Source organism: Kitasatospora cinereorecta, assembly GCF_024172095.1.
Classification (GTDB): Bacteria; Actinomycetota; Actinomycetes; order Streptomycetales; family Streptomycetaceae; genus Kitasatospora; species Kitasatospora cinereorecta.
On sequence record NZ_JAMZDX010000004.1, the window covers coordinates 490,044 to 503,655 of the forward strand.

Sequence of the window (13,612 nt, forward strand, 5' to 3'; positions counted from 1 at the left end):
GTCAGGGCCCTTCGACCGCGAGACCGGCCGCCCCACCGTCCTGGCCGCCGTCCTGTTCGATCTCCCGCCGACCGTCCTGCAGTTCGTCCTGCAGTTCGTCCTGCTGTCCGCTCTGCTGTCCGCTCTGCTCGACGCGCCCCTCCGGCGTGCCGAGGCCCCGGCGGACCGAGTCCAGGATCGTCATGCCCTGGCCGACCAGGCCGGCGGCGATCTCGCCCAGGCCGTCGGTGCCGTTGAGCACGTTGACGTTGGCGCCCGCGAGCCCGCCGGCCGCCTCCTTGACGATCTGCGGCAGCTGGTCGATCAGCATCCGGTCCAGCGCCACCCGGTCGTACGAGGCCGCCGCCTCGGCCTGGATCTTCATCCGCTCCGCCTCGGCCCGCGCCAGCACCCGGATCCGCTCGGCCTCCGCCTCGGCCGGTTTCACGACCTCGGCGACCAGCTGCTGCTGGCGCAGCTCGGCCGCGCGCTGGGCCAGCTCCGTCTGCGCCGTCAGCACCTCCTGCTGCGCGTGCGCCTGGGCCAGCGGGCCGGCCTGGGCGGCCTCGGCCTGGGCCCGGTCCACCTCGGCGGAGTACCGCGCCCGCACGACCGCCGTCTCCCGGGCGTACTCGGCCTGCATCCGGGCGGACTGCTGCTCCGCCTCCACGGAGGCCTGGGTGGCCTGGGCCTGGGCGATCTGGGCCTGGCGCCGGATGGCGGCCAGGTGCGGGGCCGACATCGCGGCGATGTAGCCGGTGTCGCCGTCGTCGATCGACTGGATCTGGAGCGAGTCGACGATCAGGCCGATCTTCGCCATCTCGGCCTTGGAGGTGTCGAGCACCTCGGTGGCGAGTTTCTGCCGCTCGGTGACGATCTCCTCAACCGTCATCGATCCGATGATGGAGCGCAGGTGCCCGGCGAAGATCCGGCCGGTCAGGACGGACATCTGGTCCTGGTCGGAGAGGAAGCGCTGGCCGGCGTTGACGATGCTCTCGGTGTCGTTGCCCACCTTGAAAGCGATCACCGCCCGGGCGGTCAGTGCGATGCCCTGCTTGGTGACGCAGGTTTCGGCGACCTCCGCCTCGCACATCGCCAGGGTCAGGAACCGGACCTTGCGGAAGATCTGCAGGACGAACGTCCCGTGTCCGGTCACCACGCGGAACGGCGAGCCCGACAGGCCCCGTCTTCCACCGGAGATCAGCATCGCCTGGTCGGGGGCGGGAACGCGGTAGCCGAACATCTCGATTGCCTCCTCAGCGCGGTCCGTCGGCCCGGTCGGACCCCGGGTCGGCGGTGGGGTCGGTCCACGCCATGACGTCGACCTGGCGGGTGCCGCGCGATTCGATCACCAGGACGGTCGTGCCCCTGGGCAGGGGCTCCTCCGACCAGGCGAGGAAGCTCTCCGAACCGCCCCGGATCCTGACCAGGACCTCGCCCGGGCCGTCGGCGCCCCTGGTCGCGATCATCAGCACGCCGGGGCAGCCGATCACGGCCTCGTCCGACACCATCGGCGGCCGCCCCTTTCACCTGTCGAAGGTCGCGCGACCATCCTGGCAGCAGCGACCGTCCGCGGCGGTCAGGCGCGCGGCCGGGTCACCGCACCGAGGTGGCCCTGTCTCCACGGTGCCACCGACACGCGCGCAGCGGACCCGACGGGGCGCCCTCGCTCGCCGTCACGGCCTCACCGCAGGTCGACGATGTCCGTCGCGAAGACCGTGCCCAGCGGCTCGGGGCCGATGTACTGCTGGCAGTTGCACGGGCGGGGCTCGAAGTTCAGGGGCTTGCGCTCGGCGTCCCAGGCGGTCGGCGCTTCGACCACCTCGTGGCACCGGCCCTGCTTGTCGTGCTTGGCGAGGTGGTGCGTGCAACCGCAGACCGGCTCCGGCGGCCGGTTCGCCGCGTCCAGCGCGAGCTGGCGGCGTTCGGCGGCCTGGTGCAGTTCCAGCTTCCGCTCGTGGCGGGTCTTCAGCGCGCGCCTGAGGTTGTCGCTGATCCATCCCCCGCCGACCATCACGGCGGGGATCACTGCCCACAGCCAGCCACCCATGTCGTCCCCCTGTTCGATGGAGTCACAGCATAGGGCCGGCGACACTGCGCTGAGGAGCCGGGCGGTGTCGGACAGGCCCTACCGCGGTTGCGTCGCCTCCAGGAGGAAGGTCGCGATGTCGTCGGCGCGTTGGCCGGACCGCTGGGCGCCGGCCACCAGGTCGGTCGCCATGGTCTCCAGGTCGGGGGCCGCATGGTCGAGCTGCCGGGCGACGGCGGCGATCGCCTCGTCGAGGTCCGTGTGGGGGGACTCCACCAGGCCGTCGGTGTAGAGCAGCATCAGCGCGCCGATGTCGAACTCCACCTCGGTGATCGGGTAGGCGGCGCCGGCGTCGATGCCCAGCGGCAGGCCGGGCGGGATGTCCAGGACCCTGGTGGTCGACCGGCCGGGCGGGCGCAGCAGTGGCGGCGGGTGTCCGGCGTTGACCACGAAGGCGCGGTGCGCGGCGAGGTTCAGGTGTGCGTACAGGCAGGTGGTGAACAGGCCCGGGTCGAGGTCGCACAGCAGCCGGTTGACCCGGACGAGCACCTGGTCGGGGGCGGCGCCCGCGGTGGCGTGGACGGCGGTGCGGACCTGGCTCATCAGGGCGGCGGCCGGGACGTTGTGGCCCTGGACGTCGCCGATCACGGCCGCGGCCGAGGTCGGGCCGAGCCGGATGAGGTCGTAGAAGTCCCCGCCGATGTCCATCTCCCGGGTCGCCGGCAGGTAGCGGGCCGCGACCCGCAGGCCGTCGACGGTCGGCAGGGCATGCGGGAGCAGGGCCTGCTGGAGGTCGTGGGCGAGCCGGTTCTTGGTGTCGTACAGGTGCGCCCGGTCGAGGGCCTGGGCGATCAGTCCGGCCAGGGAGGTCAGCACGGTGCGCTCGTCGCCCGCGAAGCGGTGCGGCTGGTCGTAGGCGAGCAGGCAGCAGCCGACCGGGCGGCCGGAGGTGACGAGGGGCAGGACGGCCCAGGCCTGCTTGCCGGTGACCTGCGGGACCTTCGGGAAGGCGCGGGCCAGCGACTCGGGGTCGTCGAAGAACCCGGGCACTCCTGCGGTGATGGCCCGCTCCATCGGGGCGGTGCGCTCGTCCAGGGGGATCTCGTTGTAGCGGGCGATCTCCGCGGCGGTGTACCCCCGGTAGCCGGTCACCTGGAGGCGGCCGTCCTCGGCGCTCATCATGGCGAGCCCCTGCGCGTCGAAGGCCGGCAGGATCTGTTCGGCCACCAGGGCGATGACGTCGTCGACCGTGACCGCTTCGGTGAGGGCGGCCGCCAGGTGCATGATCTGGTACAGCTGACCGGCGCGGGAGACCGGGGTGGGCCGGTGCCCGCCGGGGCCGGGGGCGGGGGTGGTGGCGCGGCCGGCGCTGGTGGGGGTGATGCGCACGCTGATCCCGTTGCCGTCGGTGTAGAGCCGGAAGTCCAGCCACTGGTCCGGGGGGCGCATCGCGGTGAACGCCACCGGCTGCCGGCTGATGATCGCCGCCCGGTACCGGTCCTCGAAGTCGGGGTCGTCCAGCCAGGGCAGGGTCTGCCAGGGGATCGCGCCCAGCAGGTGCTCCCTCTCGGCGCCGAGCAGGGCGCACGCGGTGTCGGTGAGGAAGGTGATCCGTCCGTTGAGATCGAGTGCGCAGCTGCCGCCCGGGAGGCGTTCCGCGAAGGCGGTCGCGGCGGCCTCGGGCAGCTTGGCGGCGGCCAGCCGGCGGGGCAGGACGCGGGGCCGCAGGGGCGCCGTGACGGGCTGCCCGGCGGCGTCGGCTCCGGCCAGCAGCTCGGCGAGCCGGTCGCACCCGGCGACGATCAGCTCGCGGTCGGCCGGGGTGAGGTGGGACGGGCGGGAGCCGGGCCACAGCATCAGCAGCGAGCCCCACCGCCGCCCGTCCCGGCAGATCGGGGCGGCCGCCAGCGCGAAGTGGTACGGCATCGAGACGGCGATCCGCGGGTACAGCCGGGCGAAGTCCTCGTGGCTGCCGGACCACACCATCCGGCAGTCCCGTGCGGCATCGCTGCTGGGGGCCGGGGCGGTGAGCGCGATCCTGGTCCACGGCGCGATGAACTCGGCGGGCAGGCCCCGGACGACCGCCAGGTCCAGCACGCCCTCGTCGGGCCGCAGGAGGTACACACCGCCCGAGGACGCGCCGCACTGCTCCACGGTCGCGGTCAGCACGTCGTCCAGCCGCTCGTCCCAGTCGGCCGCGTCACCGGCGGCCGGCACGAGGTTCTCCCGCACGCCGTCTCGCTTTCCGCCACTGATCCGGAGGGCCGGCCCCGCAGCGCGCTCCGCGCCGTGCCCGTACCTGTGACGCTACGCCCGCTGCGGTGGTCGGGCACACGGACCACCCCGCCGTGGACGCCGGCGCGCGACGAGGCACTCGACCGGCGTCACCCCTGACGGACCCTAGCCCTCAGGCCCACGGCAGCGCGGCGCGGGTCCTCCAGTAGAGCTCGGCGGGCTCGGCGAGCGCTGCCAGGCCGGCGAACTCGCCGAGGTCGAGGTCGAGCCGGGCGGCGGTGAGGTTCGAGGCCAGCTGGGCCGGGGTGGCGGCGCCGGAGAGCACGATGTCCGCCCAGGGCTGCGCCGCGACCGCGGCCAGCGCGAGGGCGTCGCAGGACGCGCCGGTCCTGGCGCCGAGCGCGCGCAGCGCGGCCGTGTCGGCGCCGGTGGCGTTGCGATCGGCGAGGCGGCCGTTGGCCATGCCCTCCTTCACCACGACCAGCAGGCCGGCCGCGCGGGCCTCGGCCAGCGCCGGTCCGGCGGACGGTTCCAGCAGGTTCCAGGTGGACTGGACGGCTTCGAACAGCGGACGGCCCGCCACCTCCACCTCCAGCGCCGCCCGGACGGTCTCGCGCTGGGCCGGGCCGCTGGTGGACAGGCCCACGCGCAGGCCCCCGGCGGCCAGTTCGGCCAGCCGTTCGTGCAGCGCGCGGTCGGTCAGGGCCGGGCTGTCCGGCGTGACGGAGTGCACCAGATAGACGTCCAGCCGCGGGCCCAGCAGCGCCCGGCTCTCCCGGATCTGCCGGTCGAACACGGCGGTCGAGTGGTCCTTGACCTCGTGCACGGGCACCCCCGAGGCCTGCCAGTCGGCGGTGTACGTGTACCCCCACTTGCTTCCCACCACCACGTCGGCCGCGGCCTCCGGCCGGGTGGCCAGCCACTCGCCGACGAACTCCTCGGCCCGCCCGTACGACCGGGCCGTGTCGAAGTACCGCACCCCGGCGGCGTGGGCGGCGTCCAGCAGCGCGTGGGTCCGCGCCCGCAGCGCCTCGACGCTCCGGTCGGCGGGCAGGTCGAGGTCGCGGCCGAGCGTGATGTAGCCGGGACGGCCCACGGCGGCGGTGCCGAGGCCGAAGCGTGCGGGCGACGGTCCGGCGGTGGGTGCGGTCCCCATGGCGGAGCTCCGTTCGACGGTTGCGACGGGCGGGGCGACGTACCCCGTCCGGGGTCCGACCCTAACCACCGCCCTTGCCGCACCGACGACCTGATCACCGCCGACCCGGACGGGTACCGGGCGGCCTTGTGGTCGCCGTCGTGTCGGCCTTGACAACACCGGCGGCCGGACGTAGATCGGGAGGCATGGATCGGCAGGACCCGGTGGAGCGAGCGAGGCCGCGCATCCGGGACGACACGGCCACCTACCCGCACCCGGGCACGGGCACGGGCACGACGGCAGGGGCAGCGGAGGCCGAGGAGGCCGACCGTGTGACGGCGGAGCGCGAGGACGCCCTGGTGGCGGCCGTCGTCAAGGCCGTCAGGGCGGCCGGCGGCCATGCCGGGAGCGTCTTTCTCCGGTCCGAGGACAACCGGTCGATCGTGCTGGCCGCGACCTGCGGCGCATCGGCGGCCCTGCTCGGTGGCTGGCGACTCATCCCGGTCAACAGCCCCATTCCGGTGGCGGAGGCCTACCGGTCGGCGCGGACGATCCATCTGGCCGACGCGGGCGCGACGATGCGGCGCTATCCCCAGCTCGCGATGGCCCTGCCGTACGCGTTCGGCTCCGTGTCGGTTCCGGTCAGGGCCGGGCAGGAGCGGCTGGGCGCGCTGGCGGTGATCTGGGAGGCGTCACCCGGGCACGAAGGGCTGTCCCGGGCCCAGCTCCGCCACCTTCGGGCCATCGCCAATCGGCTCGGCGCCGTGCTCGCCGACCTCCGGGCCCGCGGGGACGCCTTCGTGTACAACGCCGCGACGGTGCCCATCGAGGTCCCGGCTCCCACCGCCCCGGCGGTACGGGTCGGCCTGTTCGACTGGCGACTCGACACCGGGGCCGTGGGAGCCGACGACGAGCTGTGCGCGATCTTCGGTCTCGCGCCCGGCGCGTTCGACGGGCGGGCCGACACGCTGGCCTCCCGGCTCCACCCCGGCGACCGGGTCTCGCTCCGGGCCACGGCCCGCGCGGCCGTCGCGGACGGCAGGGTGCTCGCCCGTCGACTGCGCATCCGCGCCGACGACGGGTACCGCACCGTCGAGCTGTGGGGCCGCGTCCCGGACGGACCCGGGGAGGAGGTGCGCAACCACCTGGTCGGCTGTGTGCTGGACGCCGCAGCCGGCGCCGCGGCCGTCACCGCGGTGGAGCGGCTGCGGGACGGACTCTTCTCCGCCGCCCCGGACGGGCGGGTCGGCTACGCCAACCACAGTCTGGAGCAGTTGCTCGGAGCCGGCGCCGGGGAGCTGCTCGGCCGCCGCCTGTGGGAGGTCCTGCCGTGGCTGTCCGATCCGGTCTTCGAGGACCGGCACCGGGCCGCGATGGTCTCGCAGCAGCCGACCACCTTCCTGGTCTGCCGCCCGCCGGACCGCTGGCTCACCTTCTCCCTCCAGCCGGACGCGACCGGCGTGACCGGCCGAGTGGCCCCGGCGGGGCCGCCGGTGGAACCCGGGGAGTCGGCCGTCACGTCGTCCACCTCCCGGCCCGGACCTCCCGCACCCGACCCGCCGACGGCCCAGGCGGCGCCCGCGCGCCTGGGTTCCATCTACCGCGTGCTGCAGCTGAGCAGTTCGCTGACCGAGGCGGTCACCACCGACGAGGTCTGCAAGGTCGTCGCCGACCAGCTCCTCCCGGCCTTCGGCGGACAGCACCTGGCCATCTACGTGATCGACGGAGGCCGCCTGCACCTGCTCTTCCGCACCGGCCGTCACGACCGCTTCCTGCACTGGCTGGAGGGCAAGCCCCTCGACACTCCGCTGCCCGGAACGGAGACGCTGACCTCCGGAGTGCCCCTCTTCGTCGAGTACCCGCAGGATCGTGCCGACTCCCACCCGGCGCCCTCCGTGGACGGCATCGGCGCCTGGGCCTACCTGCCGCTGATCGCCTCCAACCGTCCGGTCGGCACCTGCATCCTCGGCTTCGACGGGATCCACCACCTCACCACCAAGGACCGCGGCATCCTGACCGCGCTCAGCGGTCTGATCGCCCAGGCACTCGAACGCGCCCGGCTCTACGACGCGAAGTCCGCCCTCGCCCACGGCCTGCAGAACGCGCTCCTGCCGCACCGCCTGCCCGCCCTCCCGGGCATCCGCACCACCGGCCGGTACCTGCCCGGCACCAGTGGGATGGACATCGGCGGCGACTGGTACGACGTGATCCCCACCGGCAGCGGCGTGGCCCTGGTCGTCGGGGACGTCGAGGGCCACAGCGTCGCCGCGGCCGGCATCATGGGCCAACTGCGCAGCGCCGTACGCGCCTTCGCAACCGTCGGCCACCGCCCCAGTGCCGTGCTGGCCGGCACCAATCGGCTTCTGGTCGACCTCGACCCCGGGTTGCTCGCCAGCTGCTGCTACGTCCGCGTCGAGCCGGGCACCGACCGGGCCCTCGCCGTCCGCGCCGGGCACTGCCCGCCGCTGTTGCGCCGTCCGGACGGCACCACGGAGGTGCTGGACCTGGCGGGCGGCCCGCTCCTCGGCGTCGACGGCGCCGCCGGTTACCCGGAGACCCGGCTGGATCTCCCCCGCGGCTCGATCCTCGCCCTCTACACCGACGGCCTCGTCGAGGCCCGCGGCAGGGACATCGATCTGGGCATCGACGACCTGCGGGCCTCGCTGGCCCACGCCACGGCCGGAAGCCTCGATGATCTCGCCGACCACCTGCTGCGCAACGCCCTGCACTCCCCGCACCGGTCGGACGACATCGCCCTGCTGCTCACCGAATACCGACCCGAGTGAGCCTCGGCCGGAGCACCGCACTCGACCGGAGCACCGTGCTCACAGCGCCTGCTCAGCCCAGATGATCTTGCAGTCGGGGGTGTAGCGGGTACCCCAGCGCTCGGCGAACTGGGCCACCAGGAACAGTCCGCGTCCGCCCTCGTCGGTGTCGGCGGCGTACCGCAGGTGCGGGGAGGTGCTGCTGGTGTCCGAGACCTCGCAGATCAGCGTGCGGTCCAGGAGGAGGCGCACGCCGATCGGGCCGCCGCCGTACCGGACCGCGTTGGTGATCAGCTCGCTGAGGATCAGCTCCGTGGTGAAGTCCAGCTCCGCCAGCCCCCACTCGGCGAGCTGCCGGCCGGCCGCGGCCCGGATCCCGGACACGGCGGCCGGGTCCGGCGGGACGTCCCACTGGGCGATCCGGTCGGGCGCCAGCGCCCGGGTGCGCGCCACGAGGAGGACCACGTCGTCCGTGGAGCTCGCGGGCAGCAGCGCGTCGAGCACCGCGTCGCAGGTCTCCTCCGGGGTCCGGTCGGTGGCGGCCAGCGTGCCGTGCAGGAGGTCGAGACCGGCGTCGAGGTCCCGGCGCCGGTCCTCGACGAGGCCGTTGGTGTACAGGACCAGCCGGCTGCCCTCGGGCACCTGGATCCGCGCGGTCTCGAAGGGCAGGCCGCCGACGCCCAGCGGTGGTCCGGCCGGCAGGTCGAGGAACACTGCCGTACCGTCCGGCGCCACCAGCGCGGGCGGGAGGTGGCCGGCCCGGGCCAGCTCGCAGCTCCTCGACACCGGGTCGTAGATCGCGTAGAGGCAGGTGGCCCCGGTGACCGCCGGGTCGCTGCGCGCGGCGGCTTCGTCCCGGTCCATCCGGTTGACCAGCTCGTCGAGGTGGGCGAGGAGGTCGTCGGGGGGCAGGTCGAGCATCGAGAAGTTGTGGACGGCCGTCCTGAGCCGGCCCATGGTGGCGGCGGCCTGCACACCGTGCCCGACGATGTCCCCCACGACCAGCGCGATCCGGGTGCCGGAGAGGGGGATGACATCGAACCAGTCGCCGCCGACACCCGACTGGGCTGGCAGGTAGCGGTAGGCGACGTCGAGGGCGTCCTGCTCGGGCAGCCCGTGGGGCAGCAGGCTCTGCTGGAGGCTCACGGCCGTGCTGTGGTCGCCGGTGACGGCCGAGACGATCTGCTCCTGGGTGGCGTACTTGGTGTCGAACACGCCGCTGTTGCGGCCGAGGCGCAGCACCACGACCCGGTCGGCGACGGCCCGGACGTTGTCCAGGTCGTGGCTGACCATCAGCACGCCGAGCCGCTGGGCCCGCAGCCGCTCGACCAGTTCCAGGACCAGGGCGGTCGGTCCGACGCCGAGGGCGGCGGTGGGCTCGTCCAGGATCACGACCCGGGGCTCGCCGATCATCGCGCGCGCGATGGCGACGGTCTGGCGCTGGCCGCCGGAGAGCGATCCGACCGGGATCCGCAGGCTCGGGAGCCGGATGGACAGGTCGCTCAGCAGCCGGCGGCAGCGCTTCTCCATCTCGATCTCGCGGAGGATCCCGAATCTGCGCAGTTCGCGGCCGAGGAAGACATTGGCGACGGTGTCGAGGTTGTCGCACAGCGACAGGTCCTGGTGGACGGTGGCGATGCCGAGGTTCTGGGCGTCGATCGGCCTGCGGAGGTCGACCGGCCGGCCGTCGAACTCGATCACTCCGCCGTCCGCCGGTGCCACCCCGGAGACGACCTTGACCAGGGTGGACTTGCCGGCCCCGTTGTCGCCGACCAGCGCCACGACCTCGCCCTCGTCGACGGCGAGGTCGACGGTGCTCAGCGCCTGGACGGCGCCGAACCGCTTGGAGACGCCGCGGGCGGCCAGCAGCGGGGTGTGTGCCACGGAATCCGTCTCCTTCCCCTCGCCGTTCACCGGGGGACGGACCGGACGAGCAGCAGCGCGATGTCGTCGGTGCGCTGCTCCGCCTGTCCGGCCCGGCCGATGAGCGCGTCGGCCAGCTTCTCGAGCGGTTCGCCGCCGTGGCGGGCGAGCGTGGCGGTGAGGTCGGCCAGCGCCCGGTCGGGGTCCATGCCGGGCGTGTCGACGAGGCCGTCGGTGTACAGGACCAGGATGGTGCCGATCGGAAGGCCGATGCGGACCTGCGGGTACTCGGCGGCGGGGTCCACGTTCAGCACCATGCCGATCTGCGGCTCCACCGCCTCCGCCCGGCCGTCCGGCCGGTACAGCAGGGGTACGGGGTGGCCCGCGTTGGCCAGCCGGGCCTCCCGGCGCGCGAGGTCGACCAGCAGGTAGGCACCGCTGGCCAGCAGGGTCGTGTCCAGGTCCGCCAGCAGGCGGTTGGTACGGCTGAGCACGGTGCCCGGATCGGCGTCGGCCGCGGCGAAGGCACGGACCGCGGTGCGGATCTGTCCCATCAGCGCGGCGGCGTTGACGTTGTGCCCCTGGACGTCGCCGATGACGACGGCCACGCTGTCCGGCCCGACCCGGATGAGGTCGTAGAAGTCGCCTCCGACGTCCATGTCCGCGGTGGCCGGGAGGTAGCGTGCGCAGACCTCCAGGCCCGGGACGGCGGGCAGCCCCCGGGGCAGCAGGCTCTCCTGGAGACCGTGGGCGAGGACAAGCTTGGTGTCGTACAGCCGGGCCCGGTCCAGGGCCTGCGCGATCAGACCGCCGAGCGAGGTGAGGACGGCCCGTTCCTCCACGTCGAAGCGGTGCGGCTCGGCGAACGCCAGCACGCAGGTTCCGATCAGCCTGCGGGAGGTCACCAGCGGCAGGTACGCCCAGGCCGCCATCCCGTCCTGCGTCTCGTGGCGGTCCGGGTAGAGCCGCTCCAACTCCGTACGGTTCTCGAAGAACGCCGGCACGGGACTGGTCGACGCCTGGACTCCCGGGGTCGACTCGGTCAGCGGGGTGCCGTCGAACTGGTCGACCAGACCGGCCGGATAGCCGCGGTGCCCGACGATGCGCAGCCGGCCGCCCTCGGCCAGCAGGACCGCGACGGCCTGGCCGCCGAAGGCCGGCACGATCTGCTCGGAGACCATGCCCACCACGTCCTGCACGCTGATCGCCTCGGTCAGCGCGCCGGCGAGGTGGAGGAGGTGGTAGAGCGCCCCGGGCCGGGTGTGCACCGCCCGCGCGGTGGGTGCCTCGGTACGCCGGTCGGCCCCACCGTGCCGACCGTCGGAGACGGCGACGATCCGCACGGTGAGTCCGGATCCGTCCGGGAAGAGCTGGAACGACAGCCACCGGTCCGGCGGCCGCAGTGCCACGAACGAGGTCGACTGCCCGCTGATCACCGCCGAGCGGTGGTGGTACTCGTACACCGGATCGCGCAGCCACGGCAGCACCGCCCACGGCCGTCGGCCCAGCAGCTGCTCGACCGGCTCGCCCAGCAGCTCGGCGGCGGCCGGTGTGACGGCGGCCAGCCGGCCGTCCAGGTCCATGGCGCAGACGCCCTCCGGCAGCCGCGCCACCATCGAGCCGATCGGGTCGACGGAACGGTTCTCCGCCACTGCGGGGCGTGCGCCCGCTCGGATCGGCCGGCCCGCCCCGGCCGCCTCCGCCACCACTTCGGCCAGGCCCCGGGCGAGCGCGTCGAGCCCGGCGCGCTCACCGGACGACAGCTCGGGCGAGTGCCCGGCGGGCCAGATCACGAACACGGACCCGTACGTGACCTGCTTCGCGACGAGCGGTACGGCCGCGAGGCAGAACGCGTACGGCATCGCGACCGCCACCCGCGGGTACCGGCGCGCCATCTCCTCCGCGCCGCCCACCCAGACGACCCGGCCGCTGCGCACGGCGTCGACCACCGGGATCGGCGCGGTCATGCCGACGTGCCGCCACGGCCTGGTGAACTGCCGGGCGGCTCCGAGCGTCATGACCAGCTGGAGCAGCTGCCCGTCGTCCGACAGCAGGTAGACGCCGCCGAGCTGCGCGTCGAGCCGGTCCGGCACCGCCCGCAGGATCTGCGCCACCGCCTCGAGCCCGCGCTCCGTCATCGCACCGCCCCGTCAGCGGGCAGCGACCACCCGTGCCACGACATGCCCATCACAAGAACCTCATTCGAGCCGACGAGAACCCGCAGCCTCCCTCCCATACTGGCCCGACGGGCACCATCCGTCCCCTCGCCCGCCTCCCGCCCACGATCAGGTCGCCCCATCGGTTGTTCGGCGATGTCGAACACGGCACTAGGCTCGGGGACGTCGATCGATCATGGAGAGGGCTACGACACGTGGGCAAGTGGCAGCGGGCACTGGACGCGGCCGGGATCAACGACCCCGGCCTCCGCGACGACTACAGCCGGCAGCACCGGCAGGTGGCGCAGTACAAGCGCGAGGCCGTCCTTGCGGCACAGATCCTCCTGCCGACCCGGCTCGTGCCCCACATGATCGCGGCCACCGCCTACATGCACCGCACCGACACCCTCCTCGACAGCGGTCCCCTCGACGACCGGAAGGCAGCGTACGCACGCTGGGAGCAGGAGGTGCGCGACAGCCTCGCCACCGGTACGACCGGCAATCCCGAGCTGCGCCCCCTGCTGAACACCATCGCCGCGCACCCCGCTCTGCGCGACCGTGCACTGGACTACCTCGCCGGGGCCGTCGCCGACCTCGACTTCGCCGGATTCGTCGCCGAGGCCGACTACCAGCGCTACCTGGACACCTACTCGCTCCCCGCGTTCATGGTCGTCGCCACCCTGCTCGGCCCGGACGGCGACCAGACCGCCTACCGGGCCGCCTGTCGCACCTTCATCGACGCCAGCCAGCGGCTCGACTTCGTCAGCGACCTCGCCGAGGACCTGGTCGACGGCCGCCTGACCATCCCCGAGCAGACCCTCGACCGGCACGGGGTCACCCGCACCGATCTGGAGCAGGCCCGCAACCTTCCCGCCGTCCGGTCGATGATCGCCGACCAGCTCGACCAGGTCGACCGCACCCTCGCCGAAGCCCGCGCCGTGGTCGGGCTCGTCCCACCCGCCCACCGGCCCATGGTCCGCTGCATGATCGGCCTCGACGGACTGACCAGCTCGGCCGCCCGTGCGGACATCCCCGCCCTGCTGCGCCGCTCGGCCGGCCCGGCCAAGGTCGCCGCGCTCCGCCTGCTGGGACGCGAGTACCTCCGGGCACGCCGGGTGAATCGCTGAGCACCGCCCGGCGAAGCCGACCCAAGGCCTCGTTACCCGGCAGCCACCACCTGACCGGCCGTGACCTGGGGAGGGTTGGGCAGCAGTTCAGCGAGGTTGTCCCGCACGAACTCCGCTGCTCGGCGGATCGATTCCTCGGCCCCGGCCTCGTCCCGGAAGACGCTGGTGGAGACCATCACCCCCGCCCCGGCGTCGACCCAGTAATAGGCCACGAATCCGGGAACCCGGCTGAGCAGGGGCACGAATCCCTCGCTCACTCGCCGTCCTGCCTCCGCGGGATCGGTCACCCCGTCGTACCGCCGCACCACCGCATACATGCTGGT

9 protein-coding genes and 2 pseudogenes are annotated in these 13,612 nt (G+C 73.7%); 2 read left to right on the plus strand and 9 right to left on the minus strand.

Features of this window, described 5'->3' with window-relative positions:
• Position 1: 1 nt before the first annotated feature.
• The 5 genes from FHR36_RS22375 to FHR36_RS22395 all read right to left on the minus strand — a co-directional run bounded on the left by FHR36_RS22375 (position 2) and on the right by FHR36_RS22395 (position 5,399).
• On the minus strand, positions 2-1,222 hold the full coding sequence (locus FHR36_RS22375; protein WP_253799950.1) for an SPFH domain-containing protein: 1,221 nt from the start codon (positions 1,220-1,222) through the stop codon (positions 2-4).
• 13 nt (positions 1,223-1,235) lie between these two features.
• The gene (locus tag FHR36_RS22380; RefSeq protein ID WP_253799951.1) at positions 1,236-1,490 is read right to left on the minus strand and encodes an NfeD C-terminal domain-containing protein; all 255 of its coding nucleotides are present in this window, start codon (positions 1,488-1,490) and stop codon (positions 1,236-1,238) included.
• A gap of 173 nt (positions 1,491-1,663) precedes the next feature.
• Complete coding sequence (locus tag FHR36_RS22385; protein ID WP_253799952.1) at positions 1,664-2,029, minus strand: hypothetical protein; 366 nt, start codon at positions 2,027-2,029, stop codon at positions 1,664-1,666.
• Between the two features lie 78 nt (positions 2,030-2,107).
• Positions 2,108-4,240, minus strand: a complete 2,133-nt coding sequence (locus FHR36_RS22390) for a SpoIIE family protein phosphatase (RefSeq protein ID WP_253799953.1) — start codon at positions 4,238-4,240, stop codon at positions 2,108-2,110.
• Positions 4,241-4,415: 175 nt separating this feature from the next.
• Complete coding sequence (locus FHR36_RS22395; protein WP_253799954.1) at positions 4,416-5,399, minus strand: aldo/keto reductase; 984 nt, start codon at positions 5,397-5,399, stop codon at positions 4,416-4,418.
• A 311-nt stretch (positions 5,400-5,710) separates the two neighbouring features.
• Between FHR36_RS22395 and FHR36_RS22400 the strand changes: the two genes are divergently transcribed.
• Positions 5,711-8,164: a SpoIIE family protein phosphatase gene (locus FHR36_RS22400; protein WP_253799955.1), complete on the plus strand. Its 2,454-nt coding sequence runs from the start codon at positions 5,711-5,713 to the stop codon at positions 8,162-8,164.
• 39 nt (positions 8,165-8,203) lie between these two features.
• Here the strand turns inward: FHR36_RS22400 and FHR36_RS22405 are convergent.
• The 3 genes and pseudogenes from FHR36_RS22405 to FHR36_RS22415 all read right to left on the minus strand — a co-directional run.
• Positions 8,204-9,310, minus strand: a pseudogene (locus FHR36_RS22405) (ATP-binding SpoIIE family protein phosphatase); the annotation flags it as partial.
• Between the two features lie 213 nt (positions 9,311-9,523).
• Positions 9,524-10,057: pseudogene (locus tag FHR36_RS22410) on the minus strand (ATP-binding cassette domain-containing protein); the annotation flags it as partial.
• Positions 10,054-12,144 (minus strand): SpoIIE family protein phosphatase, encoded by a 2,091-nt coding sequence (locus tag FHR36_RS22415; RefSeq protein WP_253799956.1) that lies wholly within the window; start codon positions 12,142-12,144, stop codon positions 10,054-10,056. The gene FHR36_RS22415 and the pseudogene FHR36_RS22410, both read right to left, overlap by 4 nt.
• Before the next feature lie 233 nt (positions 12,145-12,377).
• On the opposite strand from FHR36_RS22415, the gene FHR36_RS22420 reads away from it, so the two are divergent.
• Positions 12,378-13,289, plus strand: coding sequence for a squalene/phytoene synthase family protein (locus FHR36_RS22420; RefSeq protein WP_253799957.1), 912 nt, complete (start codon positions 12,378-12,380; stop codon positions 13,287-13,289).
• A gap of 32 nt (positions 13,290-13,321) precedes the next feature.
• On the opposite strand, the gene FHR36_RS22425 is transcribed toward FHR36_RS22420, so the two are convergent.
• A complete protein-coding gene (locus FHR36_RS22425) occupies positions 13,322-13,606 on the minus strand; it encodes a hypothetical protein (protein ID WP_253799958.1) in 285 nt (94 codons plus the stop codon).
• Positions 13,607-13,612 lie beyond the last annotated feature (6 nt).

Excerpts from the sequence above, each read along its gene's own strand:
- FHR36_RS22375 (WP_253799950.1), bottom strand. The coding sequence starts at position 1,222 with ATGTTCGGCTACCGCGTTCCCGCCCCCGACCAGGCGATGCTGATCTCC.
- FHR36_RS22380 (WP_253799951.1), bottom strand. The coding sequence starts at position 1,490 with ATGGTGTCGGACGAGGCCGTGATCGGCTGCCCCGGCGTGCTGATGATC.
- FHR36_RS22385 (WP_253799952.1), bottom strand. The coding sequence starts at position 2,029 with ATGGGTGGCTGGCTGTGGGCAGTGATCCCCGCCGTGATGGTCGGCGGG.
- FHR36_RS22395 (WP_253799954.1), bottom strand. The coding sequence starts at position 5,399 with ATGGGGACCGCACCCACCGCCGGACCGTCGCCCGCACGCTTCGGCCTC.
- FHR36_RS22415 (WP_253799956.1), bottom strand. The coding sequence starts at position 12,144 with ATGACGGAGCGCGGGCTCGAGGCGGTGGCGCAGATCCTGCGGGCGGTG.
- FHR36_RS22425 (WP_253799958.1), bottom strand. The coding sequence starts at position 13,606 with ATGTATGCGGTGGTGCGGCGGTACGACGGGGTGACCGATCCCGCGGAG.